Source organism: Limnohabitans sp. YIMB22184 (assembly GCF_048020265.1).
Lineage (GTDB): Bacteria > Pseudomonadota > Gammaproteobacteria > Burkholderiales > Burkholderiaceae_C > Limnohabitans_A.
In genome coordinates, this window is the sequence record NZ_CP171843.1 from 1,864,159 (window position 1) to 1,887,846 (window position 23,688).

27 protein-coding genes are annotated in these 23,688 nt (G+C 62.1%); 4 read left to right on the plus strand and 23 right to left on the minus strand.

Annotation, left to right across the window (positions count from 1 at the left end):
* Positions 1-52: 52 nt before the first annotated feature.
* The 8 genes from aroE to ACHEXL_RS08640 form a co-directional block, all read right to left on the minus strand.
* Positions 53-895: a shikimate dehydrogenase gene (aroE, locus tag ACHEXL_RS08605; RefSeq protein WP_416558920.1), complete on the minus strand. Its 843-nt coding sequence runs from the start codon at positions 893-895 to the stop codon at positions 53-55.
* 52 nt (positions 896-947) lie between these two features.
* Positions 948-2,117 carry an MFS transporter gene (locus ACHEXL_RS08610; RefSeq protein ID WP_416561328.1) on the minus strand — a complete coding sequence of 390 codons (1,170 nt, stop codon included), beginning with the start codon at positions 2,115-2,117 and terminating at the stop codon, positions 948-950.
* Positions 2,118-2,122: 5 nt separating this feature from the next.
* Positions 2,123-3,076: a Gfo/Idh/MocA family oxidoreductase gene (locus ACHEXL_RS08615; RefSeq protein WP_416558921.1), complete on the minus strand. Its 954-nt coding sequence runs from the start codon at positions 3,074-3,076 to the stop codon at positions 2,123-2,125.
* Between the two features lie 18 nt (positions 3,077-3,094).
* Positions 3,095-3,973, minus strand: coding sequence for a class III extradiol dioxygenase subunit beta (locus ACHEXL_RS08620; protein WP_416558922.1), 879 nt, complete (start codon positions 3,971-3,973; stop codon positions 3,095-3,097).
* 2 nt (positions 3,974-3,975) lie between these two features.
* Positions 3,976-4,434, minus strand: coding sequence for a protocatechuate 4,5-dioxygenase subunit alpha (gene ligA, locus ACHEXL_RS08625; RefSeq protein ID WP_416558923.1), 459 nt, complete (start codon positions 4,432-4,434; stop codon positions 3,976-3,978).
* 70 nt (positions 4,435-4,504) lie between these two features.
* Positions 4,505-5,440, minus strand: coding sequence for an amidohydrolase family protein (locus ACHEXL_RS08630; RefSeq protein ID WP_416561329.1), 936 nt, complete (start codon positions 5,438-5,440; stop codon positions 4,505-4,507).
* A gap of 21 nt (positions 5,441-5,461) precedes the next feature.
* On the minus strand, positions 5,462-6,145 hold the full coding sequence (ligK, locus tag ACHEXL_RS08635; protein ID WP_416558924.1) for a 4-carboxy-4-hydroxy-2-oxoadipate aldolase/oxaloacetate decarboxylase: 684 nt from the start codon (positions 6,143-6,145) through the stop codon (positions 5,462-5,464).
* A 169-nt stretch (positions 6,146-6,314) separates the two neighbouring features.
* Entirely contained in the window at positions 6,315-7,343 is a 1,029-nt protein-coding gene (locus tag ACHEXL_RS08640) for an amidohydrolase family protein (RefSeq protein WP_416561330.1), read from the minus strand.
* 168 nt (positions 7,344-7,511) lie between these two features.
* Between ACHEXL_RS08640 and ACHEXL_RS08645 the strand changes: the two genes are divergently transcribed.
* Positions 7,512-8,423 (plus strand): LysR substrate-binding domain-containing protein, encoded by a 912-nt coding sequence (locus ACHEXL_RS08645; RefSeq protein ID WP_416558925.1) that lies wholly within the window; start codon positions 7,512-7,514, stop codon positions 8,421-8,423.
* A gap of 4 nt (positions 8,424-8,427) precedes the next feature.
* Here ACHEXL_RS08645 and ACHEXL_RS08650 read toward each other — a convergent pair whose 3' ends face one another.
* The 5 genes from ACHEXL_RS08650 to ACHEXL_RS08670 form a co-directional block, all read right to left on the minus strand.
* On the minus strand, positions 8,428-9,381 hold the full coding sequence (locus ACHEXL_RS08650) for an AEC family transporter (RefSeq protein WP_416558926.1): 954 nt from the start codon (positions 9,379-9,381) through the stop codon (positions 8,428-8,430).
* A gap of 10 nt (positions 9,382-9,391) precedes the next feature.
* Positions 9,392-10,372, minus strand: coding sequence for a Bug family tripartite tricarboxylate transporter substrate binding protein (locus tag ACHEXL_RS08655; protein WP_416558927.1), 981 nt, complete (start codon positions 10,370-10,372; stop codon positions 9,392-9,394).
* A gap of 102 nt (positions 10,373-10,474) precedes the next feature.
* Positions 10,475-10,783 carry a 2Fe-2S iron-sulfur cluster-binding protein gene (locus tag ACHEXL_RS08660; RefSeq protein ID WP_416558928.1) on the minus strand — a complete coding sequence of 103 codons (309 nt, stop codon included), beginning with the start codon at positions 10,781-10,783 and terminating at the stop codon, positions 10,475-10,477.
* Entirely contained in the window at positions 10,780-11,832 is a 1,053-nt protein-coding gene (locus tag ACHEXL_RS08665; protein WP_416558929.1) for a Rieske 2Fe-2S domain-containing protein, read from the minus strand. Before ACHEXL_RS08665 ends, ACHEXL_RS08660 begins: the two co-directional genes overlap by 4 nt.
* Before the next feature lie 3 nt (positions 11,833-11,835).
* Positions 11,836-12,606 carry a GntR family transcriptional regulator gene (locus tag ACHEXL_RS08670; protein ID WP_416558930.1) on the minus strand — a complete coding sequence of 257 codons (771 nt, stop codon included), beginning with the start codon at positions 12,604-12,606 and terminating at the stop codon, positions 11,836-11,838.
* 184 nt (positions 12,607-12,790) lie between these two features.
* On the opposite strand from ACHEXL_RS08670, the gene ACHEXL_RS08675 reads away from it, so the two are divergent.
* From ACHEXL_RS08675 to hemE, 3 genes are all read left to right on the plus strand, one after another.
* Positions 12,791-13,165 carry a hypothetical protein gene (locus tag ACHEXL_RS08675; RefSeq protein ID WP_416558931.1) on the plus strand — a complete coding sequence of 125 codons (375 nt, stop codon included), beginning with the start codon at positions 12,791-12,793 and terminating at the stop codon, positions 13,163-13,165.
* Positions 13,165-14,520 (plus strand): chromate efflux transporter, encoded by a 1,356-nt coding sequence (gene chrA, locus ACHEXL_RS08680; protein ID WP_416558932.1) that lies wholly within the window; start codon positions 13,165-13,167, stop codon positions 14,518-14,520. The genes ACHEXL_RS08675 and chrA overlap by 1 nt, the downstream gene beginning before the upstream one ends.
* A 90-nt stretch (positions 14,521-14,610) precedes the next feature.
* On the plus strand, positions 14,611-15,747 hold the full coding sequence (gene hemE, locus ACHEXL_RS08685) for a uroporphyrinogen decarboxylase (RefSeq protein WP_416558933.1): 1,137 nt from the start codon (positions 14,611-14,613) through the stop codon (positions 15,745-15,747).
* 112 nt (positions 15,748-15,859) lie between these two features.
* Here hemE and ccmI read toward each other — a convergent pair whose 3' ends face one another.
* From ccmI to ACHEXL_RS08735, 10 genes are all read right to left on the minus strand, one after another.
* Positions 15,860-17,128: a c-type cytochrome biogenesis protein CcmI gene (gene ccmI / locus ACHEXL_RS08690; protein ID WP_416558934.1), complete on the minus strand. Its 1,269-nt coding sequence runs from the start codon at positions 17,126-17,128 to the stop codon at positions 15,860-15,862.
* A complete protein-coding gene (locus tag ACHEXL_RS08695; RefSeq protein WP_416558935.1) occupies positions 17,128-17,664 on the minus strand; it encodes a cytochrome c-type biogenesis protein in 537 nt (178 codons plus the stop codon). The genes ccmI and ACHEXL_RS08695 overlap by 1 nt, the downstream gene beginning before the upstream one ends.
* Entirely contained in the window at positions 17,661-18,275 is a 615-nt protein-coding gene (locus ACHEXL_RS08700; protein WP_416558936.1) for a DsbE family thiol:disulfide interchange protein, read from the minus strand. The genes ACHEXL_RS08695 and ACHEXL_RS08700 overlap by 4 nt, the downstream gene beginning before the upstream one ends.
* Positions 18,272-20,341, minus strand: coding sequence for a heme lyase CcmF/NrfE family subunit (locus ACHEXL_RS08705; protein WP_416558937.1), 2,070 nt, complete (start codon positions 20,339-20,341; stop codon positions 18,272-18,274). The genes ACHEXL_RS08700 and ACHEXL_RS08705 overlap by 4 nt, the downstream gene beginning before the upstream one ends.
* Before the next feature lie 27 nt (positions 20,342-20,368).
* Positions 20,369-20,815 carry a cytochrome c maturation protein CcmE gene (ccmE, locus tag ACHEXL_RS08710; RefSeq protein ID WP_416558938.1) on the minus strand — a complete coding sequence of 149 codons (447 nt, stop codon included), beginning with the start codon at positions 20,813-20,815 and terminating at the stop codon, positions 20,369-20,371.
* Positions 20,812-20,994 (minus strand): heme exporter protein CcmD, encoded by a 183-nt coding sequence (gene ccmD / locus ACHEXL_RS08715; protein WP_416558939.1) that lies wholly within the window; start codon positions 20,992-20,994, stop codon positions 20,812-20,814. Before ccmD ends, ccmE begins: the two co-directional genes overlap by 4 nt.
* On the minus strand, positions 20,991-21,758 hold the full coding sequence (gene ccmC, locus ACHEXL_RS08720) for a heme ABC transporter permease CcmC (RefSeq protein ID WP_416558940.1): 768 nt from the start codon (positions 21,756-21,758) through the stop codon (positions 20,991-20,993). The genes ccmD and ccmC overlap by 4 nt, the downstream gene beginning before the upstream one ends.
* Before the next feature lie 10 nt (positions 21,759-21,768).
* Positions 21,769-22,425: a heme exporter protein CcmB gene (gene ccmB / locus ACHEXL_RS08725; RefSeq protein ID WP_416561331.1), complete on the minus strand. Its 657-nt coding sequence runs from the start codon at positions 22,423-22,425 to the stop codon at positions 21,769-21,771.
* Positions 22,426-22,490: 65 nt separating this feature from the next.
* Positions 22,491-23,123 carry a cytochrome c biogenesis heme-transporting ATPase CcmA gene (gene ccmA / locus ACHEXL_RS08730; protein WP_416558941.1) on the minus strand — a complete coding sequence of 211 codons (633 nt, stop codon included), beginning with the start codon at positions 23,121-23,123 and terminating at the stop codon, positions 22,491-22,493.
* A gap of 197 nt (positions 23,124-23,320) precedes the next feature.
* On the minus strand, positions 23,321-23,647 hold the full coding sequence (locus tag ACHEXL_RS08735) for a high-potential iron-sulfur protein (protein ID WP_416558942.1): 327 nt from the start codon (positions 23,645-23,647) through the stop codon (positions 23,321-23,323).
* Positions 23,648-23,688 lie beyond the last annotated feature (41 nt).

A 23,688-nucleotide genomic window follows, 5' to 3' on the forward strand; every position in this document is an offset into this window, starting at 1 on the left:
AAGTCTGCACCCAAGTGCATGCCCATCAAATGAGCGGGCCTGTTACAAAACATCAGGCGAGCGGTACCGTCAATTGCGCGATGACGGCCGTGGTGTCGGGCCGCACGCCACGCCACCAGGCAAACGCCTCAGCGGCTTGCTCGGCCAGCATGCCCACACCGTCGGCCAAGCGTGTCACATCGGCCTGTTGGGCCAACTGCAGGAACGGGGTGAGGCCTTTGCCATAGGTCAGGTCATAAGCCAGGCAGCCCGGTGCAAAAACATCGGCAGACAAGGGCGGCAACTCAGCCCTGAGGCTGGAGGAGCTGGCGTTGAGCACTACATCGAAGGCCCCCTGCACAGCGTCATAACCCAGACCCAAAACCGGCACCTGTACCGCGCTGTGCTGCTGTGCCAGTGCGGCCAATTCCTGCGCTTTGACGACGGTGCGGTTAACAATCACCAACTCACTCGGCTGCTCGGCCAAAAGGGGCAGCAAAGCACCTCGCGTGGCGCCTCCAGCCCCCAGAATCAACACACGCCGCCCCTGCAATGGGCATTTCAGGTTGTGCACCAAATCGCGCACCAAACCCACGCCATCAAAGTTTTCGGCATACACCTTGTCACCCTCGAACTTCATCGCGTTCACCGCCCCGGCCATCTGCGCGCTGGGCGCCAAGTCGGTCGCGTAGGCAAAAGCATCGAGCTTGAAGGGCGCGGTCACATTCATGCCGCGCCCGCCATTGGCACGAAATGCGTCCACCACGGCCGCAAAGCCACCCAATGGGGCCAACAACTTGGTGTAGTCGATGCTCTGGCCGATGGCCTGCGCAAACGCCGTGTGGATGAATGGGGATTTGCTTTGTTCGATGGGGTTGCCAATGACGGCATAACGGTCGAGGGTCGGATCGGGCATGTCAGGTTTCCTGGTTTCAGAAACCGATCTTATCGCTTCAAATTGAATGAAATCAGTGCCGCCCCACCAGACGGTAGACCCACACGCCCAGGCCCGATACACCGAGGGCTGCTGCGGTGAAGGCATAAGTCAGCCAGCCCATGTCCACACTTTGCGCCATGAGCAAGACACCGGTGGATTGGCCAAAAAAAAGCGAGCAGGCAAACAAGGTCACAGCCGAGCCGCGTGCAGCAGGCGCCATTTGCGTGGCTTGCACCTGCAGCGTGTTGTGCAGCATATAAAAGCCCAACCCCGTCATCAGGCACGCCAACATGCCCAACCACACGCCGCTTCCCCAAGCCAGCACCAGCAAACCCACCGCCACCAAAGCGGCCCCGGTTCGCACCAGGCCACGCTCACCCAACCAGGCCAGCCAGCGCCGCGCCATCTGGCTGTAGAGCAAACCACCCACGCCGTACAGCATCATGACCGAGCCCGCGGCCACCACGCTCAAACCGAACTGCTGGTGCAAATGCGTGGGCATGAAGGCCATGGCCCCGAACACCAAGGCGCCCTCGGCAGCTGTGACCATCAAAATCCAACGCACGCGAGGTGTTGCCAAAAGCTGTCCGGTCAGGCGAAAAGCTGCCCACAAGCCCGGCGTGGTCACGTTCAACGGCTGCGTCTGGCGATGCAAGCGGCGCAGCAGCAGTGCAGCCGCTACAGCAAACATGACGGACAGCAACACAAAAGCACCGCGCCAACCCACCGTGTCGGCCGCAAAGCCCCCAAACCACAGCCCGCTCATCATGCCCAGCACCGTGGCACTCATGAGTTTGGCCAGGGTTTCCTGACGGCGTTCATAAGGAACTTGGTCGCCCACCCAGGCCATGGACAAGGGGATGATGCCCGCCGCTGCAGCCCCCATGAAGCCGCGCATGATGACCAACATGGAGAGGTTGACGGACAGGGCCGTGATGGCGCTGAACAGCGCGCAGGCCGAGACTGCCATCGACACCACCCGCAGCTTGCCAAAGCGCTCGCCCAGCGGGCCATAAAACAACTGCAAAACGCCGTAGGCCACGGCAAACACCGAGACCACCGCCGACGCATCGCCCGTGCTGACCTGGAACTCTTGGCCTAATACCACCAGCATCGGGTCGCAGATGCGCATCGATGCCATGCTGGCAAAACCTGCCAGACCCAAAACTGTCAGATGCTGGCGTTCGTCAGCAGGCGTCAAAGCGCTCACGCCAGTTGCTGCTCCAGATCGTGCAGGACCTGGTAACACGGCAGCACCTGCGCGATGCTCGAATTGGGCTCGCGTCCTTCGCGGATGGCGGCAAAGAACTCACGGTCTTGCAGCTCGATACCATTCATCGACACCGCCACTTGCGACACATCGATCTTTTCTTCCTTGCCGGTGTACAGATCGTCGTAACGGGCCAGGTAGGTACCGGTGTCGCCGATGTAGCGGAAGTAAGTGCCCAGCGGGCCATCGTTGTTGAAGCTGAGTGACAAAGTGCAGATCGCGCCATTGGCGGCCTTGAGCTGGATACTCATGTCCATGGCAATGCCCAGCGTGGGGTGGATCGGGCCTTGCACTGCATTGGCTTTGACGATAGGGCTGCCGCACTGGTAAGCAAACAGGTCCACCGTGTGGGCCGCGTGGTGCCAAAGCAGGTGGTCGGTCCAGCTGCGGGGCTGACCCAGGGCGTTCATATTGGTGCGGCGGAAGAAGTAGGTCTGCACATCCATCTGCTGGATATTGAACTCACCGGCCTTGATTTTGTGGTTCACCCACTGGTGGCTCGGGTTGAAGCGGCGGGTGTGGCCCACCATGGCCACCAGACCGGTTTCCTTTTGAACGCGCAAGACTTCCTGGCCTTCCTTGTACACATCGCACAGCGGAATCTCGACCTGCACATGCTTACCGGCCTTCAGGCAAGCCAAGGTCTGGCTGGCGTGCATCTGGGTGGGCGTGCACAGAATGACGGCGTCGACTTCCTTCAAAGCAAGCGACTCGTTCAGATCGGTGGTGACGTGACCAATGCCGTATTTGGCAGCCACTTCCTTGGTTTTTTCGATGTCACGGCTGATCAACGAGACGACTTCCACGCCGTCGATGTTCTGGATGCCGTCCAGGTGTTTGATGCCAAAGGCACCAGCGCCCGCCAAGGCGACTTTGATGGTTTTGCTCATGGTGATGACTCCAGAAATTTACGCGTTCTCAAAAATGACATGCCCCACCGCCGTGTTGCTGGCGGGCACATGGTAGAAGCGGTGACGCAGCTTGGGTGCAGGACCGGTGGCTTGGCCATGGTTGATGTCGCTCATCGCGCCACGGGCAATCAGCCACATGACCAGCTCGATGCCTTCGCTGCCGGCTTCGCGCACGTAGTCGATATGCGGTGTCTGGGCGCAGGCCAACGGGTCGTTGATCAGCTTGTCGAGCCAGGCATTGTCCCACTCGCGGTTGATCAGGCCCGCACGCGCGCCCTGCAACTGGTGGCTCATGCCGCCGGTGCCCCAAATGTGCACATTGATGTCTTCGTCGTAGCTCTCCACCGCACGGCGAATCGCCTGACCCAAGTTGAAGCAGCGCTGGCCACTGGGCACGGGGTACTGGACCACATTGACGGCGAACGGGATCACCGGGCAAGGCCAGGCGTCTTTCACCGGGTCCAGCTCGCCGCACATCAACGACAGGGGCACCGTGAGGCCGTGGTCCACGTCCATCTTGTTCACGATGGTCAGGTCAAAGTCCTGCTGAATGACCGATTGCGCGATGTGCGAGGCCAGCTCAGGATGACCCTTGACCGTGGGCACTGGGCGTGGTCCCCAACCTTCGTCGGCCGGCGTGTACTCGGCCGCCGTGCCAATCGCAAAGGTCGGGATCATGTCCAAGCTGAAAGCTGTTGCGTGGTCATTGAACACCAAGAAGATCACGTCAGGCTGGTTGTCCTTCATCCATTGCTTGGAGAAGTCATAGCCTGCAAACAGCGGCTTCCAGTAGTCTTCTTGTGTCTTGCCCAAGTCCATGGCTGCGCCAATGGCAGGCACATGCGAGGTGAAAACGGATGCGGTGATTTTGGCCATGGTTATGCTTTCTTTCCAGCTGCGCTGGCGTGTTGCCGGGCTGCGCCTTGTGGCTGGTTCTGCGCTTGCGCGTCACCGTTTTCGCCAATGTAACGGTTGCCTTCCACGCTGCGGCCACCTGTAATCATCATGTTGCGGTATTCCTCTTCGGTCATGCCTGTCATGGAGCCTGCCATTTGTTGAAAACTCTTGCCGTCGGTCGCGCCGATCTTGGCCAAAAAGTAAATATTGCCGCCCGTGCGCATGCACCAGTTAAGGTCACGCGCCAACACGGCCTGCTTTTGCTCTTCGGTCATAGCCCACTCGTCCAGGTAAGCGCGCTCGTTGGCCTTGAACCTTTCGCGGTTTTCGGCCTTCATCAGCGACATGCAGAACTGGTTGAGCCAATAGCCTTTGCGCGATTGCTCTGCGTCAAAGATGATCGTGCCAGGCACGTCGGTGTAGGGTTTGTCTAAAGCCATGTTTTTCCTCGAAAGCTCACGGGTTCATGAAGACTGGATCGCCACGTCGTTGCGCTCCCCGCGATGACACTCAACGGGTGACCTCAGGCCAATAAAGCCGCATCGGGTTGTCCACCAGCAGCTTGCGCTGCAGCTCCGGCGTAGCTGCAATGTGTGGGATGAAGTCGACCAGCAAACCGTCGTCGGGCATGTGGTCTTTCAAGTTGGGGTGTGGCCAGTCGGTACCCCAGAGCACGCGGTCGGGAAACTCCTCCACGATGCGCTTGGCAAAGGGGATCACGTCCTGGTAGGCGTTTTGCTCACCGTCCAGTGCCTTGGGGCCAGTGACCGACAAACGCTCCGGGCAGGATACCTTGCTCCACACGTTTTCATGTTCGCGCATGAACTTCTGGAACAATGCAAACTGGGGACCATCCACAGGCAGCGACACATCTGGACGGCCCATGTGGTCCACCACCACGGTGGTCGGCAGTGCGGTGAAGAAGTCCCACAGCTCGGGCAAGTCCACCGCCTCGAAATAAATGACCACATGCCAGCCCCATTTCTGGATGCGGCTGGCAATTTCCATCAGCTCGTCCTTGGGTGTGAAATCCACCAAACGCTTGACGAAATTGAACCGCACGCCGCGCACACCCGCGTCATGCATGGCCTGGATTTCTTCGTCCGTCACGCTGCGCTTGACCGTGGCCACGCCACGCGCCTTGCCGTTGGAGTTGACCAGGGCATCCACCATGGCGCGGTTGTCGGCGCCGTGGCAAGTGGCTTGCACCACCACGTTGCGCTCAAACCTCAGGTGGTCCCGCAGCGCGTACAGCTGATGCTTGGAAGCATCGCAGGGCGTGTATTTGCGCTCAGGCGCATACGGGAACTCGGCGCCCGGGCCAAACACATGGCAATGTGCATCGACTGCACCCGCTGGCAGTTGGAAACGCGGCTTAGACGGACCGGTGTACCAGTCCATCCAGCCTGCGGTTTTGGTGAAGTCACCCGACGTGGGTTTGTCCATGGCTTGGCTCATCTCGTCTCCTCAATCGATGTATTTCAGACCTGCGGCCGCCAGCGGCTCGCGCATCTTGTACATGTCCAGACCCAGCACGCCAGAAGCCAGCTTGGCGCGTTTTTCGCCTTCAAAGCTTTCACGCTTTTGCGCCGCCTCAAGTGTTTGCACCGCACGGGCTGCGGGCACACACACCACGCCGTCGTCGTCAGCCACAATCACATCGCCGGGGTTGACGATCATGCCCGCGCACACCACAGGAATATTGACCGATCCGATGGTGGCCTTGATGCAGCCCTTGCTGCTGATGGCTTTGCTCCACACTGGAAAATTCATCTTCTGCAACTCTTTCACATCGCGCACCCCGGCGTCGATGATCAAAGCGCGTGCACCTCGGGCCTGAAAAGACGTGGCCAGTAAGTCGCCGAAATAGCCGTCGGTGCAATCGGCCGTGATGGCCGCAACCACGATGTCACCGGGCTGAATTTGCTCAGCCACCACATGCATCATCCAGTTGTCGCCGGGGTGCAGCAGCACCGTCACGGCCGTGCCCGACACCTGCGCACCCGGGTAAATGGGCCGCATGTAAGGCTTCATGAGGCCCACACGGCCCATGGCCTCGTGCACCGTGGCGGAGCCCAATGCGGCCAGACCGTCAGCGGCTGCGCGGTCCGCGCGGGTGATGTTGCGGTAAACAACGCCGAGTTCGTACATGGTTTCTTCCTTCACATTTCAATCAGGGGCACAAAAGACTGGATTGCCGCGCTTCGCTCGCAATGACAAAACACCGTTCAGCGATGACAAGACAACGCCTGGCTATGACAAGACACCGTCATCGCGAGAAACGAAGTGACGTGGCTATCCAGGCAACAGATATGTGCACTCACTTGCCCTTGGCCTGCAGCTGATCGTCCAGGCGCTTGAAGACACGGCGGGCATTGCCTTCAAAGACCATGTAACGGTCTTGCTCGTTCAGGTTGGCCGTGGCTTGCACGTAACGCTTGGTGTCGTCGTAGTAGTGGCCGGTTTCGGGGTCAATGCCGCGCACCGCACCGATCATCTCGGAGGCGAACAGGATGTTCTTGACCGGGATCACCTTGGTCAGCAGATCGATGCCGGGCTGGTGGTACACGCAGGTGTCAAAGAAGATGTTGTTCAGCAGGTGCTCAGACAACAAAGGTTTTTTGAGTTCTTGCGCCAGACCGCGGAAACGGCCCCAGTGGTAAGGCACCGCGCCACCGCCGTGCGGAATCAAAAACTTGAGCGTCGGGAAGTCCTTGAACAGGTCGGAGGTCAGGCACTGCATGAAGGCGGTGGTGTCGGCGTTCAGGTAGTGCGCGCCGGTGGTGTGGAAACAGCTGTTGCAGCTGGTGCTCACGTGGATCATCGCGGGGATGTCGTACTCGACCATCTTTTCGTAAATCGGGTACCAGGCTTTGTCAGACAAAGGGGGCGATGTCCAGTGGCCGCCCGAGGGATCGGGGTTGAGGTTGATGCCGACGTTGCCGTATTGTTCGACGCACTTGACCAGCTCGGGGATGCAAGTGGCCGGGTCCACGCCGGGCGACTGGGGCAGCATGGCCGCAGGTACAAAGTGATCGGGGAACAGTTGGCTCACGCGGTAGCACAGCTCGTTGCAAATGGCCGCCCAGGTGGACGACACATTGAAGTCACCAATGTGGTGGGCCATGAAGCTGGCGCGGGGGCTGAAGATGGTGATGTCAGAGCCGCGCTCTTTCATCTTGGCCAGCTGGTTGGTCTCGATGGTCTCGCGCAGTTCGTCATCGCTGATTTTCAGGTCGGACACTTTGGGGCTGACGCTAGGGTCCTTGATGCCCGCAATTTGTTTGTTGCGCCAATCTTCCAGCGCCTTGGGGGCGGTGGTGTAGTGGCCGTGCACGTCGATGATCAAGGGATTGCTTTTGCTCATGGGAGGGGGTTCCTTGGTAGGCCGAATTCTTAGGTCGATTGTGCAGGCACGTTTGTTCACGACCCAGACCTTGGACAGACTACCTGATAGAACAAACTCGCATAACCAAACAGCTGATATGACAAAATAAAGCCAACGGAAAGGGTTCCCATGGACCTCAAACAGCTCGAATACTTTGTACGCGTGGCCGAAATGGGCAGTTTCACCCGCGCCGCCCAGGCCCTGAATATCGCCCAGCCGGCGCTCAGCCGCCAGGTGCGCATGCTCGAAGTGGAACTGCGACAAAACCTGCTGGTACGCAACGGCCGCGGCGCCACACCCACCCAAGCCGGGCTGCTGCTGCTGGAGCACGGCCGGGGCATCCTGCACCAGGTCGAGCGGGCGCGAGAAGAATTAGGCCGGGTGCGCACGGGCCTGACGGGACGCGTAGCACTTGGCCTGCCGCCCAGCGTGGCGCGGGTGCTCACCGTGCCTTTGACACGGGCTTTTCGTCAGAAGATGCCCGAGGCCCAACTGTCCATCAGCGAGGGCCTGTCGAGCGCCATGCAGGAGAACCTGCAAAACGGGCGCCTGGACATCGCCGTGCTCTACAACCCGAGCCAAATGCAGGGCATCGAACACCGCCCCCTGGTGCAAGAAGAACTGTTGCTGGTGCAGCCACGCCCGCCAGGACTGCAAGAAGACCCGCCACCGCCCGCGATCAGCCTGCAAGAGGTCGCCAACCTGCCCTTGGTGATCCCAACGCGACCCAACGCGATCCGCATGCACGTGGAGTCGGAAATGGCCGCCATCGGCTGCAGACCGCAAATTGCGCTGGAGATCGACGGCGTGAGCGCCATCCTGGACCTGGTGGCCGACGGCGCGGGCTACGCCATCTTGCCCCGCAACGCGGTGATGCGCTCGGTGCGGCCTTCGGCTTTCACGGTACGGCCCGTGTCAGCGCCTTCGTTGACCATCCAGCTCACGACAGCCGTCAGCTCACTGCGTCCCACCACCTTGACCCAACAGGCCACCCTCGCCTTGATCATGGAGGTCTCCCAGGCATGGCTGGCCAACGGGTGACTGCTCACAGCGGAGGGCTCTGCAAGACCCATAGCAAGCCACTGAGCGTGAAGAAAGACAACACCGTGGTCACCAGCAGCGCGGCCGCACTGACCGCTCCGTGACCATGGCGCTGGCTCAAAATCGTGTAAATCCCCAGCATGGGCAAAGCGCCAGTCAACAAGACCGCTGAGCGCAAAGCTGGGTCGGCGATCGGAACCACCCAAGCCACTACGCCCCACATCACCAAAGGACTGATCAGCAACTTGCCCACCACAATCTGTGTCACTGTGCCTTGCAAGCCCTCCACCTTGAGCGCTACCAAAGAACCTCCAATGACAAACAGCGACAAAGCCGCGCTGGCCTGCGCAAACAAATTCACAGTGCGACCCAGAGCTGCAGGCATGGCCCAACCGGAGAGTGAAAACAAAAAGCCACCCGCAATGCCCCAAATCATGGGGTTCTGAATCAGATTTTTGAGGGTTTGCCAAAGCACCGAATTCCAACGGGTGTGCTGCCCACCATCCGAATCGGCCACCGCCAGCAAGAGAGGAATCATCAGCAAGTTCTCGACCACCATGTTCAACGCCAGCGCCACACCCGCCACAGGTCCAAAGCTGAGCAAAAGGATGGGATAGCCCACAAAGCCGCTGTTGGGACAAGACATGCCCATGGCCATCATGCTGCTGTAACTCCAACTGTGGCCTTTGATCTTGCGAGCCCAAAACAGACCACTGCCAATCATCACCATGGCCCCCAAGGCATACGCCAAGAGATAGGCCGGGTTGAGGATTTCGGAGACGCTGCGCTGGGACAGCGCATTGAACAACAAGGCGGGTAAGGCCAAGTTGATGGTGAACTTGCCAAACACCTGCATGTCACCTTTGGCGAACAAGCCTTGACGAGTGCACAGATAGCCCAGCGCGATGGCCAGGTAAATCGGGCCGGTGATGCCCAAGATGTCAATTGCGGATGCCATGCCACTCAGATCATTGACGGGAAATGCCCGCTTTTTGAATCACATCGCTCCAGCGGGCCATATCGGCATCCAGCAAACGCCCCAACGAATCAGGGCTGCTGTGTTTGGCCGTGACATTCAGATCGGCCAATCGTTTCTTCACATCAGGATGGTTCAACGCATTTTTCGCTTCCATGTTCAAGCGTGCGATGACCGCTGCGGGTGTCCGGGCCGGTGCAGCAAGGGCATTCCACGACGCCACATTGAATTGACTCATGCCCGGCTGGCTGCTGACCAGAGCCACACCGGGCAGGTCTGCTGGTCTGGTATCGCCCATCACCGCGAGCGCACGGACTGCGCGGGCTTGTATCTGCGGCCTCATCGGACCCAGAATTTCAACAGCCGCATCGATCTGTCCACCACGCAGGGCGTTGATGACGGCGGGTGTGCCGTTGTAGGGAATGACTTGTGCAATCAAATTGGCCTGCGAGCGAAACAGCTCCGCCGCCAGGTGCTGTGTGCTGCCAATGTTGATGGTGCCCAAGTTCATCTTGCCCGGATTCGCGCGTCCCCAGGCCAGCAGATCGGACAGGGTTTTGTGGGGTGACGACTCGGGCACCAAAACCGCCAGATCAAACTGGCCGAGCAAGGACACAGGGGTCAGGTCGCGCTGTGGATCAAAAGGCAATTTCTTGAACAAACCGGCGCTGACCGCTGTACCGTTGGACATGAGAAACAGGGTGTGACCATCGGGCTCGGCTTTGACCACAGCTTCAGCTGCAGCTATGCCGCCAGCACCGGGTTTGTTCTCGATCACGATGACCTGCCCCAAGCCTTCGCTCATCTTTTGCGCCACCGTCCGAGCTGTAAGGTCCGCCACACCGCCTGCGCCAAAAGGCACCACGATCTTGATCGGTTTGGATGGGAAATCGGTCTGGGCCAGAGAGGGACCGCACACCCAAAAGAGCGCAGCGCTCAGCAACTGAAGCAAAAAACGGGAAAACATCGTCATGGCAAATTTTCAAAGCAGTGAATCAGCGCCTCATTGTCATTCAAGCTGACGCACCACCACACCACTTGCGCCCCCTGTACGGGGGCCAAACGACCGCAAGATTCAAAGGTCCAGCACCAAACGCGCCGTCTGGCTGCGTGAGCAGCACACCATGATGCAGTCACCTTTTTCCTGTTCCTCGGGCGTGAGGTACGTGTCCCAATGATCAGGTTTGCCCGCCAGCACGCGCGTCTGGCAGGTGCCGCAAATGCCTTCAGAGCAGGAGAACGCCACATCGTGTCCGGCGTCCTGCAAGACTTTCAAGATGGACTGCTCTTTGCCCACGTGGAAAATCTGGCCGCTCTTTTGCAACTGAACTTCAAAGCTGCCATCGGCAGCGATCGGCGTTTGGGTCAAATCTGTGGTGTTCATGCAGTCACTCCGGGGGTGTTTTCCAAGGCCAGCAAACGGTCAATGATGCGGCGCGACTGCACACCGCCCGAATCGATGTTGAGCATGAGCAGTTTGCGGTCTGGCCACTTGCTGATGTTGGCTTGTTGCAACTGCAGCATTTCCATGTCTTCGTTGAAGATGCCACCTTGGCCAACTCGGATCTTGTCGGTCAGCGCTGCGTCTTCCGGCTTGAACTGGCGCGCCATGCCCCAGTGGTACCAATGCGAGGTTTCGGTCTCGGGTGTGATGAAGTCCACCACCACGCTGTAAGCCTTGTGCTCGGGTGCCGCATCAAAACCGCCCTTGCCCGCCAAGGCCACGCCCACGTCGATCATGATGTGGCTGGGCGGCGTGAAGCGGCAAATCTGCCAGCGGTCCACCTTGGCCTGGGGGTCCAGGCCTTTGGCACTCATGGCCATCTGCCAAAACGGTGGCGCCTGAATGCCTTGCATGTGGCGCTGCAAAATGACTTGGTCGCCTTCCACCGTGGTGGTGCATGGCGTCTCGTCGATCTCGGGCTGGCCGATGCTGTTGGCGTGCACATAGGTTTCGTGCGTCAAGTCCATCAGGTTGTCGATCATCAGGCGGTAGTCGGCCTTGACGTGGTACAGCCCACCGCCATAGGCCCAAGCCGGGTTGTCAAAGAATTCGAACACCGGCATCTGCGCCTCATCGACCTTGGCCTGGTCGCCAGGCCAGACCCAGACAAAACCATAGCGCTGGACCACGGCGTAACTTTTGACGGCCGGAAAGCCGCGCACGCGCTGGCCGGGCATGTGCACGGTTTTACCGTCGCAGCCCATTTCCAGGCCGTGGTAACCGCACACCAGCTTGCCGTTGCACACCTTGCCCAAGGACAAGGGCGCACCCCGATGCGGACAAAAATCTTCGACAGCGGCAACCTTGCCGTCCGGGCCTGCGAAGAAAACCATCTGCTCGCTGCAAATGGTGCGGCCCAGCGGCTTGTCACCCAAGGCTTCCAGCTCGCTCTGGGCGCAAGCCACATACCAAGTGTTTTTGATGAACATGTTTCAGGCCTTGTTTCGAATGAGTTGCATGCCCGGCATGTCCACCTGCTGGGGGTTTTGCATGACCAAGCCCAGGTTGTGCCGCGCCAGGCGGGAATGCTCACGCATCAGCGCCTCCGCACGACCGGCCTCGCGCTGTGCAATCGCGTCCAGCACCTGCCGGTGCTGGTGCTGCGCCACCACCAGCATGTCACGGGCGTCGGGGCTGTGGGCCTGGACGCCGACAAAACCGGAAGCCGACGCAAAAGGCAGGCGCGATGCCCGGTCAATCTCGCGGGCCAGCACAGCGCTGTCGGCCATCTCGGCCAGCAATTTGTGAAAGCGGCCATTCAGACGCACGTAACTGGAGAAACTCTCGTCGTCCAACGCCGCTTGCCGCAGCAGCTGGTCAATCTGGTCGAGGCATTCACCCGCTTGACGCAACACCGCAGGGCGCACGCCCCGCTCTGCCGCCAACCGAGCGGCCAGGCCTTCGAGCGTGCCGCGCAACTCGATGGCATCGGCCACCTCGCGCTCCGAGAACGTGCGCACCGCGTAACCACCGCCACTCAAGGCTTCCAGCAAACCCTCTTGCCCCAGACGCATCAAAGCCGCCCGGATCGGGGTGCGTGACATGCCCAAGCGCTCGACCAGGGCCAACTCGGCAATGCGGCTGCCGGCAGGCAGGTCGCCCGCCAGGATCAGCTCACGCAGGCGCTGCTGCGCCTTGACGGCTTGCGAGCCGCCCTCCTCGGCGCTGTCGTGGTCCTGATCGTGAACGGAGGTTGCAGGCATGGGGTATTTGGCAAAAAAGGCATTAAACCACCAACGCCCGCCTTTCTGTATACAGATAAGCCCTTATTTCTGGATTTTTTGGACAAAATTTAAGCAAATCATTGATTAATGTATCCAGCACAAGTGCGCAGTCAGCGTCATTGGGCTTGCGGCGACAATGGGTGCGATTTCGGACAAGGGCGCCATGAATTTGCAATTGCTGGACTTTGACTGCAGCGAAGACGCCGAGGGCGTGGTGTGCTGGGATGCCTTGGCGCAGCCCGCCCCACACTACAACAGTGCCCTGCTGGCTGAAGTGGCCCAAGTTCTTGCTTGGTGCCACCGGTTTGACGCGCGAGGCCCTGGCTCTTTGGAAGACGGCGCGAACTGGGACTTTGACCTGCAAGTGACGGTGCAAGGCGGCGCTCACCCGGGCTTGCCCCTTCCCGCCAAATTCGAACCGACCACAGGCGCCTTGCATCTACCTCTCGGGGCCGACCAGCAAGCCATGGCCTTAAGTTTGAGCATCAGTGGCTCGCCGGGCTTCGGCCAGGCGTTTCGCGATCAATTCGGCGTGTGATGCGCCGCGCCCACCAAGACACCATGCCGACAAGCCCCGCACACACCGCCCCGGTCAGCTTCAGGGAGGCTTTGCGCTTCTGGTTCTGGCTGGGCTGCGTCAGCTTTGGCGGCCCTGCAGGCCAGATCGCCCTGATGCACGAAGAACTGGTGGTCCGTCGTCGCTGGATTTCTGAAAAACGCTACCTGCACGCGCTGCATTACTGCATGCTGCTTCCCGGCCCCGAAGCGCAGCAGCTGGCCACCTACACCGGCTGGCTGATGCACGGCACACGCGGCGGCATCGCGGCGGGTGCGCTGTTTGTCCTGCCCTCTTTGGTGCTGCTGATCGTGCTGAGCGGGGCCTACACCGTCTGGGGCCAGCACCCCTGGGGACAAGCCTTGCTGTGGGGCCTCAAGCCTGCCGTGACCGCGCTGGTGCTGCAGGCCGCGCACCGCATGGCCAAGCGGACGCTGAAAAGCCGTTGGCTGTGGGTGCTGGCGGCTTTGTCTTTTCTGGGCACTTTGTGGGGACTGCCCTTTCCCGTGATCATCGTGGTCGCAGCGGCGGCGGGCTTTTACATGGCGCGCCACCGGCCCGACATGCCTGGCCCCAGCACGCAGCCAAGCCCGGATGCACCGTCCAGCGAGACCACGGCCTGGCTCGGCGACCACTCTGCACAGCCTGCACACACCCACCACAGCCCACAGCGCCTGTGGCGTGCTTTGGCCATGGGCGTGGGCTTGTGGGCGTTGAGCCTGGGCCTGATCGCTGCGGCCTTTGGGGTGGGCCACACGCTCACGCAAATGGGCGGCTTTTTCACCCAAGCGGCCTTGCTGACATTTGGCGGGGCCTATGCGGTCTTGCCTTTTGTGACGCAAGCGGCGGTGGTGCAGTACGGCTGGCTCACGGCCGCGCAAATGATGGATGGTCTGGCATTGGGTGAGACCACACCCGGGCCGCTGATCATGGTGGTGGCCTTTGTCGGTTTCCTGGGCGGGCACGGCCAGGGCTTGTTCGGCCATCCGCTGCTGGGCGGGGTCGTGGCCGCCTGTGTGGTGACCTGGTTCACCTTTCTGCCCTCGTTCGTGTTCATCCTGGCGGGCGGCCCACTGGTCGAATCGACCCGGCACATGCCTTCATTGGCCGGGCCTTTGCAAGGCATCACGGCCGCCGTGATCGGCGTGATCCTCCACCTGGCGGGTGTGTTCGCGCGCCAGACCTGGCTGCCTGGCGGCTGGCACATGCTGCCCGATCTGAGCGCGATCGCGTTGACCTTTTTGGCCATCTGGGCCTTGGTCTGGAAAGGCTACAGCGTGGTGCGCGTGCTGGCCGCTTGTGTGGTGCTGGGTCTGCTCAGGCATGCCCTGTTGTGATGCGGCACCACAAGCCATCCATGGCGCTGGAATTGCTGGACCCTGGCTCGATGGCCTGAGACAATGGACGCCTTGACTTCAGGTTCTTTCATGGCATCCCACACCTCCAGCGCGTCCTCGGCATTCGCCCCCCTCCAAAACGACACCTTCCTGCGCGCTTGCTTGCGCCAGGCCACCGACCACACCCCCGTCTGGCTCATGCGCCAGGCCGGGCGCTACCTGCCCGAGTACTGCGCCACCCGCGCCAAGGCCGGCAGCTTCATGGGCCTGGCCACCAACGTCGACTACGCCACCGAAGTGACGCTGCAGCCGCTGGAGCGTTATCCGCTGGATGCCTCCATCCTGTTCAGCGACATCCTCACCGTGCCTGACGCCATGGGCCTGGGCTTGTCTTTCGCCCAAGGCGAAGGCCCGCGCTTTGCCAAAAACGTGCGCGACGAAGCCGCTGTGGCAGACCTCGCCGTGCCCGACATGAACAAGCTGCGCTACGTGTTCGACGCGGTGACGTCTATCCGCAAAGCCCTGAACGGCCGCGTGCCGCTCATCGGCTTTTCTGGCAGCCCCTGGACGCTGGCTTGCTACATGGTCGAGGGAGCGGGTTCTGACAACTACCGCCATGTCAAAACCCTGATGTACAGCCGCCCCGACCTGATGCACCGCATCCTGGAAATCAACGCCGACGCCGTGGCCCTGTACTTGAACACGCAAATCGAAGCGGGCGCCCAAGCGGTGATGGTGTTTGACAGCTGGGGCGGCGTGCTGGCCGATGGGGCTTTCCAGCAATTCAGCCTGGCCTACACGGCCCGCGTGCTGAGTCAACTCAAAACCGAGCACAACGGCCAGCGCATCCCGAGCATCGTCTTCACCAAGGGCGGCGGCCTGTGGCTGCCCGAGATGGCGGGCCTCAACTGCGACGTGCTGGGCCTGGACTGGACGATGAACCTGGGCCGCGCCCGGGCTCTCGTGGGCGGGCAAGTGGGCGGCCCCGGCAAAGCGCTGCAAGGCAACATCGACCCGAACATCCTGTTTGCACCGCCCGCACAGATAGCGACCGAGGTGCACCGGGTGCTCGACAGCTTTGGCAAGCCGCACACCGACACCTCCCAAACCGGCCCCACGCACATTTTCAACCTGGGCCACGGCATCAGCCAGTACACCCCACCCGAGCATGTGACGGCGCTGGTCGAGGCGGTGCACAGCCATTCGCGGACATTGCGGCAGGGCTGAGTCATGGCATGGGCAGGTCGGCGGCTTCTGCCCCGATGTGCCCGCGCACCACAGCAGGCCAAAGTCGGACCTGAAGGTCCGACCTACGGGGTGCTCGCTCTCACGGAGATCGTCAGCGACCGGTGATCTGAAGCACCACGCCTTGCACGCCGGTCTTCACACCGGGCAACTCCACCTGAAAATCACCCTCTTGCTTCTGCGCCGAGCCGGTTTTGGAGATGCGGGCCACTAAGCGCACTTGCGCCAGAGATGACAAGACCGGCGGTGCACCCATGCCCATGCTGTCGTTCAATGCAAAAGGGACTGGCCAGGATGTGGGCGTGCCGCGCCAGATGGCCACGGGACGACGCGAGCCCTCTTCGGCCACGGCGTAAACGAACAAGGTGGCGCCTGCAGCGATCTGGCCCTGCACCTCGGGCGAGACACGCACCTCACCCCGAATGACCCGCTGGGCATCGCCCGCCAAAGAAGCCGGGGGTGCCGATGCGCCTTGGACTGCCTGCGCCATCTCCGCCACTTGCGTCACTTGCGCCAAGGCTTGCTGCAGGCCTTGCGCCGCCTCGCTCTCGGGCGGCACCAGACTCAAGGCACGTTGCCAATAGCCTTGCGCGGCCGCGTGCTGTTTTTCAGACCAAGCTGCACTGCCCGCCAACACCAAGGCGTTCAAGTGCATCGGCTGCACGTGCAACACCTCTTGAATCCACTGCCAGGGCGCTCCGGCGTACACACCGCCTGCGCTCAAGGCTTTCATCTGCGCACGCTCGATCCACAGATCGGGCTCGGGCGACAAAGTCAGCACACGCGCCAGAGCTTGTTCGGCCTGCGCGTGCGCGTTTTGCGCGGCATGCAAACGCGCCAGGGTCAGCCAGGCCTCTGCATCATCCGGGCGTTGTTGTGTGGCTTGTTGCCACACGCGGGTTTGCTCGGCCAGTTGTGCGGGTGTGGTGGCGGTGATCTGCACACGCTGACTCAAAGGCAAGGGCCACCAGGTCTGCGGTGCACCCAGCTGCAGATAACTCAGGCCGCTGAGCAAAACCAGGGCCGCAACGATCCAGAGCCAGCGCCCAGGCGTTGTGACCACGGGACTCGCGCCCTGCGCCAGCGCCGCGTCGGCCAACACATGGCGCAGTACCTCGTCGCGTGCGGCGGCGTGCTGGGCCGTGTTCAAGCGGCCTTCGGCCAAGGCATGGTCCAGATCGATCAGGTGCTGCTGCTGGATGCGACGGTGGGCTGCAGCCTGGACATCGCTGCCCATGGACGTCTCGACATCGGCTGAAGTGCCCGCCTGTTTTTTCAGGCCACGGTGCAAGACCCAGGCGGCCAGGGCGCCGAGCAACAACAAGGCGAACAACAGACCCAAGCCAGGTGGCACCAATGTCATCAGGACTCCAGCAGTTGGCGAACGCGCTCGCGTTCGGTGTCGGTCAGGGGCTCAGGCGCAGCCGGGGTGCGTCGCATCCAGCGCCAAGCCACGGCCAGCGCGCCCAACAGCAGGGCAAAGGGGCCAAACCACAGCAGCCAGGTGACGGGCTTGACCTCGGGTTTGTAGAGCACGAAGTCACCGTAACGGCTGACCAGAAAACTGCGGATGTCGGCATCGCTTTGGCCTTGCTCAATCAGGCTGCGCACCTCACGCCGCAGGTCCACCGCCAGCTCGGCGTTGGACGAGGCGAGCGATTCGTTCTGGCACACCAGGCAACGCAACTCGGCCGCGATGTGGTCCCAGCGCGCCTTGACGGCGTCCGACATGGGCGCGTCGCGGTGCGCCACCACCGCTGCGCCCGCATTCGGCAAAGCCGCCTGCACCTGCGGCATGGCGATGCCGACATTGGCTGCAGCGCCTGGGACTTGCGCACCCACGCAGCTGCCCCACAGTCCAACGCTGGCCAACACCCAGGCCATGACCGCGCGCGTCATGGCAAACTCCTGAGCACCGGCAGCAATTTCTGCTGCACCACCTCGGGCGTCAAGGCCCCTGCATGCTTGAAGCGCACCACCCCCGCACGGTCGACCAGGTAGGTTTCGGGCAAACCGTACACGCCAAAATCCATGCCCACACGGCCATCCATGTCGAGCAGATTCACGCCAAAGGGCTGGCCATTTTTTTGCAGCCAGGCTTGGCTGCGGGTCGTGGCTTTTTGCAAGGCTTCGGCGCTTTGCGGATCCTGGCCCGACAGTTCCGAAGCCTGCAACTCCTTGTAATTGATGCCCAGCATCTGCACCCCCGGCTGACGCGACAAGGCCATCAAGATGGGATGCTCATCCTTGCAACCCGCGCACCAGGTGGCCCACAGGTTGACCAGCGTGACTTGCCCTTTGAATTGCGCCGCGTTGAACACGCCCGGCCCGCCCACCACCGGCAACTGGAATGCCGGCGCGGGTCGGCCAATGAGCGGCGAAGGAATCTCTTGCGGGTTGCGCGTCAGGCCCACAGCCAAAAACACCACCATGCCCAAAAACAGCGCCAGCGGCGCGAACACCCAACGCGGCATGCGCTGGCTGGCGGCATTGACAGAAGGCGCGCTCATACCACGGCGCCTTTGGCCACAGCTGCCGACCCCAAAGCGGGAGGCGCGGCAACGCGCACGCAAGACGCACCCCAACCCATGTCAGCCTGAGCGCCAGGGGCACGCGCAGCCAATGGCGCTTGCCGATAACGCCTGTCCCAAGCCGCCAAAACGCCACCCAACACCATGAACACCGCGCCCAGCCAGATCCACGACACAAACGGCTTGTGGTAGACCCGAAAACTCCACTGCGGCGGCTCGCCCGCCAAGGGCTCGCCCAAAGATACATAGCGGTCGCGCCACAGGTTGCGGTCGATCGCGGCCTCGGTCATGGGCATGGCGCTGGACACATAGCGGCGCTTTTCGGGACGCAAAGCGCCCACCTCACGCTCATCACCCGGCTCGCCTTCGAACACCTTCATCTGCGCACGCAAGGCCAAATAGTTGGGCCCCAGGTGGTTGTCCACGCTGATGAGTTGGTAACGCACACCGGCCACTGTCACCGAGTCGCCCAGGCCCAGGCGCACATCGCGCTCCACCTGAAAGGACTTGACGCCCGTGATGCCCAGCACCAGCACCGCCACGCCCAGGTGCGCGACCTGCATGCCCCACCAGGCCAGGCCAGGCGAGCCCGGCAGTCGGAAGCGCTGCACGATTTGCCAAGCGCCCGACAGCACGATCCAGCCGCCCAGCGTACCGCCCATCACCGTGAGCCAGCCGCCTGCGGTGGTCACGGCACCTGCATCCTGCGGTGCAGCGCCCCAAGTGGCCCAGGCGCTGGCCGCCAGCAGCGCGAGCGCCCCCGGCACCAGCACCGAGCGCACCGCCGCCCAGCGCGCCACATGCCACGGCACCACCGTGCCCGGCACCATGGCCAGTAGCAGCGGCACCATCAGCGGCACGAACACGCGGTCGAAATACGGCGGGCCGACCGAGAGCTTGCCCAGGTTCAGCGCGTCGATGATGAGCGGGTACAAAGTGCCCAGCAACACCGCCGCCATGGCCACCACCAAGAGCACGCTGTTGAGCAGCAAAAATGATTCGCGCGAACCGGCCACCGGCTGCGAGGCGTTGGCCCACTGCGGCGCGCGCCAGGCAAACAAGGCCAGCGACACGCCCACCACCACGACCAAAAACAGCAAGATGAACACGCCCCGCCCCGGGTCGGTGGCAAAGGCGTGCACCGAAGTCAAAACGCCCGAACGCACCAAGAAAGTACCCAGCAGGCTGAGCGAAAACGCGCCAATCGCCAAGAGCACCGTCCAGGCTTTGAACTGCCCGCGCTTGTCAGTGACCATGAGCGAATGGATGAGCGCGGTGGCCACCAACCACGGCATGAGCGAGGCGTTTTCCACCGGGTCCCAAAACCACCAGCCGCCCCAGCCGAGTTCGTAATAAGCCCACCACGAACCCAAAGCGATGCCCAGCGTCAAAAAGCCCCACGCCGCCACGGTCCAAGGCCGCGCCCAACGCGCCCAGGCGGCGTCGAGCCGACCCGACAGCAGCGCCGCCATGGCAAACGCAAAGGCCACCGACAAACCCACATAGCCCATGTAGAGCATGGGCGGGTGGATCACCAAACCCGGGTCTTGCAGCAAAGGCGTCAAATCGCGCCCCTCGGACGGCGCCGGAAACTGCCGCGCAAACGGGTTGGAAAGCGCCAAGATGAAGGCCAGAAAACCCACCGACACCGCGCCCATCACGCCCAGCACCTGCGCCACCAAAGCCTGCGGCAAGCGCCTGGAAAACGTGGCCACGGCCACCGACCACAGCGCCAGCATCAAGACCCACAAGAGCAGCGAACCTTCGTGCCCGGCCCAGATGGCAGAGAGTCGATACGGCGCGGGCAGCAAGGTGTTGGAATGGTGGGCCACGTACTTGACGCTGAAGTCATGCACAAAAAACGCGTGCCACAAAGCCCCAAAGGCCAACACGATCAGCGCCAGTTGCAAAACCGCCAAAGGCCGCGCCAGCGCTTGCCAGCCCGCGCGCCGCACCGACAGGCTGCCCCACAGCGGCAGCACCGCTTGCAGCACGGCGACCCAGGCCGCCATGATCAAGGCCATATGGCCCACTTCAGGCCACATGCTTGGCTCCTGTGCAAGCGGCGGCGGTCATCGCTGCACCGCCGCGCCCATGCGGGCCTTGGCCGCCTCGTCCAGCGCATGCTGGGCTTCGGGCGGCATGTAGTTTTCATCGTGCTTGGCCAGCACCTCGCTGGCCACGAACTGCAGACCCCCGTCCAGGCGGCCTTGCGCCACCACGCCCTTGCCTTCCTTGAACAAATCGGGCAGCAGGCCCACATAGCGCACCGGCACCTCGCGCTGGGTGTCGGTCACCACAAAAGCCACCGCCATGCCGTCGCGCTGGATGCTCCCCGCCTTGACCAAACCCCCGACACGAAAGTGCCCTTCCTTGGGTGCTTCACCCGCCACCACCTGGGTGGGCGTGAAGAAGAACACCAAATTGCTCTGGAAGGCATTGAGCACGAAATACGCCGCGCCACAGAGCAGCAGCAAGCCCAATCCGATGCCCAGACCTCGTTTGTGGCGGCTTTTCATGAAGCTTCTCCGGCCGATGCATCCATGGCTTCACACACTTCGTCCAGGGCCTGCTGACGGCCCATGCGCGCCAGCCACACCTCGAGTGCGAGCAAGGCCGCGCTCACGCCCATGCTGCCCCACACGTACAGGCCATAGCCGCCCATAGCCCAAAACTCGGATGTACTAGACCAGATCATGCGGCACCTCGGAATGCGCGTTGCACGCGGTGCGCCAACACCTCGGGCAGCTGCTGCACCCAGGCCGAGTGACTCTCGCGCGCCAACATCAAACTGCGCACGCGCCACAAAGCGATGGCCGCTGCGTACAACCACACCGCCAAGCTCATCAGCAGCATGCCGCTCAGCATGATGCTGGCCATGCGGGGCGATTGCGTGAGTGAGACCGACGCGCCTTGGTGCAAGGTGTTCCACCATTTGACCGAGAAATAAATGATGGGCACATTCACCGCACCCACCAAGGCCACCAAGGCCCCCGCGCGGTCCGAGCGGCGCGGGTCTTCGATGGCCGAGGTCAGCGCGATGTAGCCCAAATACAAAAACAGCAGGATCAGCATCGAAGTCAGGCGCGCGTCCCACACCCAATAAGTGCCCCACATCGGTTTGCCCCACAAGGCGCCGGTCCACAGCGACAAAAACGCCAGCAAGGCCCCGGTGGGCGCGAGCGCCCGCGTCATCAGGCCCGACAAGCGTGTGTTGAACACCAGGCCCAACACACTCCAAAACGCCATGGCCAGGTAAATGACCATGGCCATCCACGACACGGGCACATGGATGTAAATGATGCGGTAGGCCTGGCCCTGCTGCGCATCGGACGGCGCGACCATGAAGCCCACCCACAAACCCGCCAGCGCCAGCATCGTGGCCAGCAGCGCCAGCCAAGGCCAGATGCGCCCGGCCAAGGGGTAGAAGTGCTGCGGCGCGGCGTAATGGAAGAGCTTCATGTTCAATCCCTCATTCCATCGCCAGGCGCAAAGCCGCCGCACAGGCCCAGGGGCTGAAGGCTGCTGACCCGAGCAAAAGCGCCAGCAAGACCGAGACATGCGCTTCTGCGCCCAGGCCGCGCATCTGCGCATCGACCGCACCCGTGCCGAACACCAGCACCGGCACATACAAGGGCAAAAGCAAGAGCGACTGCAGCACGCCACCGCCGCGCACGCCCAAAGTCAGCGCAGCACCGATCGCCCCAAGCATTGACAGCACCGGTGTGCCGATCAAGAGCGTGAGCGCCAGCATGCCCAAGGCCTCTGGCCCCAGGCCGAACTGCAGCCCCAACAGCGTTGACAGCAGCACCAAAGGCAAACCCGAGATCAGCCAATGCGCCAGCAGCTTGGCGCTGACCAGCCAAGGCAGGGGCGCGGCCGACAGCGCCAGCTGCTCCAAGCTGCCGTCCTGGTGGTCGGCCTCAAACAGGCGGTTCAGGCTCAGCATGCTCGCCAGCAAGGCCGCCACCCACAGCACACCCGGCCCGATCAGGCGCAGCGTGGCCGGCTCGGGGCCAATGGCCAACGGAAACAAAGCCGCGACCAGCACGAAGAAAAACACTGCGCCCAACCACTCGGCCTTGCGCCGCAGGGCCAGGCGCAGGTCGCGCCGCAACACGCCGCCCATGGCTTGCCAAGGGCTGGGCAGCGCGGGCGCTGACGTGTGGACCGCAGCGGTGATGGCCGAGGCATTCATGCACGACCCAACTGCAATCGCGCACCCGGGCCCTGCAAGCCCACATCGTGGTGGCTGGTCATGACCACAGCACCGCCCGCGTCCACATGCGACTGCAGCAAGGCGCGGGCCGTGACGGTGGCCTGCGCATCCAGGCCCACCAGGGGCTCGTCCAAAATCCACAGCCGCGCCGGGCTGGTGCGCAAACGCGCCAAGGCCACGCCTTGCCGCTGGCCTTGCGATAAGACCCGCACCGGCAAATGCGCCCGGCTTTGCAGGCCCTGCGCGGTCAAGGCTTGCAGCGCCTGCGCGCGGCTGAGCGCCAAGCCGCTGACCTGGGCATCGACGCACAGGTTTTCACAAGCGCTCAGATCGGGCTTGAGGCCCAACGCGTGGCCGATGTAATGCAGCACCGAACGGTCGGGGCGCGACATTGGGGATTGCAAAGGAGAAGACGGCCACTTGACCTGGCCGTGTGCGGCTGGGGACAGGCCGCACAGGATGCGCAACAAACTGGTCTTGCCGCAGCCGTTGCCGCCTTCGATGTGCAACCAGCTGCCCGCAGCCACGGAAAAGCTCACGCCCTGGAACAGTGTCCGCTGGGCCTTTTGGCAGGCCAGGTCCATCGCTGTGAGCACCCAAGACGCCATGAAAGGGCTTTCCGGTCGGTTGAAGACAAAGCCCAGTGTAACGATAGATTGACACTTTGTGTGTTCAAAGACCTGAAGCAGACGGGTAAATCAGGGTAAACCTTGAGACCGAGGGCTCAACAGCCGCAAAAAAACCGCCCGAAGGCGGTTTGGCGTTCTGGGCAAACCTTAGGCTTACCCAAGAAGCTGTGCGTGCATCAGCCTTTTTTGGCCCAAGCCGAGCACCAGCCTTTAGCGGCCACTTGCTTGCCCGCGAACAGTGGGCAACCACCGGCTGCAGCACCGGCCTTGGCCTGGAACAAAGCGCAGTTGGCACAGTTGTTGCCCGCGGCGTACTTGGGGTTCTTGGCCTTGTCCACTTTGGTGGCATCGGCTTTGTAGGCCAGGCCCACAGCCTGTGGGTCTTTTTCATCCAGCATGGCTTGGGCGGAGGCTTCGCTCACGGCCAAAACGGCAGTAGCGGCCGTGGCCACTTGCATCATGAACACGCGGCGTGTCGAGGAAAGAGAAGAAAAACGGGACATGAAGGACTCCTGATAGAAATGGTCAGAAATTACTGAACGGT

What these genes read in the sequence shown, in the direction of transcription:
- ccmI (WP_416558934.1), bottom strand. Translation starts at nt 17,128, where the DNA reads ATGACATTGGTGCCACCTGGCTTGGGTCTGTTGTTCGCCTTGTTGTTG.
- ACHEXL_RS08700 (WP_416558936.1), bottom strand. Translation starts at nt 18,275, where the DNA reads ATGAGCGCGCCTTCTGTCAATGCCGCCAGCCAGCGCATGCCGCGTTGG.
- ACHEXL_RS08660 (WP_416558928.1), bottom strand. Translation starts at nt 10,783, where the DNA reads ATGAACACCACAGATTTGACCCAAACGCCGATCGCTGCCGATGGCAGC.
- ccmA (WP_416558941.1), bottom strand. Translation starts at nt 23,123, where the DNA reads ATGGCGTCTTGGGTGCTCACAGCGATGGACCTGGCCTGCCAAAAGGCC.
- ccmD (WP_416558939.1), bottom strand. Translation starts at nt 20,994, where the DNA reads ATGATCTGGTCTAGTACATCCGAGTTTTGGGCTATGGGCGGCTATGGC.
- ACHEXL_RS08645 (WP_416558925.1), top strand. Translation starts at nt 7,512, where the DNA reads ATGGACCTCAAACAGCTCGAATACTTTGTACGCGTGGCCGAAATGGGC.
- chrA (WP_416558932.1), top strand. Translation starts at nt 13,165, where the DNA reads ATGCGCCGCGCCCACCAAGACACCATGCCGACAAGCCCCGCACACACC.
- ACHEXL_RS08615 (WP_416558921.1), bottom strand. Translation starts at nt 3,076, where the DNA reads ATGAGCAAAACCATCAAAGTCGCCTTGGCGGGCGCTGGTGCCTTTGGC.
- ligA (WP_416558923.1), bottom strand. Translation starts at nt 4,434, where the DNA reads ATGGCTTTAGACAAACCCTACACCGACGTGCCTGGCACGATCATCTTT.
- ccmB (WP_416561331.1), bottom strand. Translation starts at nt 22,425, where the DNA reads ATGGGCGGCGTGTTGCGGCGCGACCTGCGCCTGGCCCTGCGGCGCAAG.
- ligK (WP_416558924.1), bottom strand. Translation starts at nt 6,145, where the DNA reads ATGTACGAACTCGGCGTTGTTTACCGCAACATCACCCGCGCGGACCGC.
- ACHEXL_RS08620 (WP_416558922.1), bottom strand. Translation starts at nt 3,973, where the DNA reads ATGGCCAAAATCACCGCATCCGTTTTCACCTCGCATGTGCCTGCCATT.
- ACHEXL_RS08705 (WP_416558937.1), bottom strand. Translation starts at nt 20,341, where the DNA reads ATGTGGCCTGAAGTGGGCCATATGGCCTTGATCATGGCGGCCTGGGTC.
- ACHEXL_RS08655 (WP_416558927.1), bottom strand. Translation starts at nt 10,372, where the DNA reads ATGACGATGTTTTCCCGTTTTTTGCTTCAGTTGCTGAGCGCTGCGCTC.
- ACHEXL_RS08630 (WP_416561329.1), bottom strand. Translation starts at nt 5,440, where the DNA reads ATGGACAAACCCACGTCGGGTGACTTCACCAAAACCGCAGGCTGGATG.
- ACHEXL_RS08695 (WP_416558935.1), bottom strand. Translation starts at nt 17,664, where the DNA reads ATGACGCGCGCGGTCATGGCCTGGGTGTTGGCCAGCGTTGGACTGTGG.
- ACHEXL_RS08650 (WP_416558926.1), bottom strand. Translation starts at nt 9,381, where the DNA reads ATGGCATCCGCAATTGACATCTTGGGCATCACCGGCCCGATTTACCTG.
- aroE (WP_416558920.1), bottom strand. Translation starts at nt 895, where the DNA reads ATGCCCGATCCGACCCTCGACCGTTATGCCGTCATTGGCAACCCCATC.
- ccmC (WP_416558940.1), bottom strand. Translation starts at nt 21,758, where the DNA reads ATGAAGCTCTTCCATTACGCCGCGCCGCAGCACTTCTACCCCTTGGCC.
- ACHEXL_RS08670 (WP_416558930.1), bottom strand. Translation starts at nt 12,606, where the DNA reads ATGCCTGCAACCTCCGTTCACGATCAGGACCACGACAGCGCCGAGGAG.
- hemE (WP_416558933.1), top strand. Translation starts at nt 14,611, where the DNA reads ATGGCATCCCACACCTCCAGCGCGTCCTCGGCATTCGCCCCCCTCCAA.
- ACHEXL_RS08735 (WP_416558942.1), bottom strand. Translation starts at nt 23,647, where the DNA reads ATGTCCCGTTTTTCTTCTCTTTCCTCGACACGCCGCGTGTTCATGATG.
- ACHEXL_RS08675 (WP_416558931.1), top strand. Translation starts at nt 12,791, where the DNA reads ATGAATTTGCAATTGCTGGACTTTGACTGCAGCGAAGACGCCGAGGGC.
- ACHEXL_RS08665 (WP_416558929.1), bottom strand. Translation starts at nt 11,832, where the DNA reads ATGTTCATCAAAAACACTTGGTATGTGGCTTGCGCCCAGAGCGAGCTG.
- ccmE (WP_416558938.1), bottom strand. Translation starts at nt 20,815, where the DNA reads ATGAAAAGCCGCCACAAACGAGGTCTGGGCATCGGATTGGGCTTGCTG.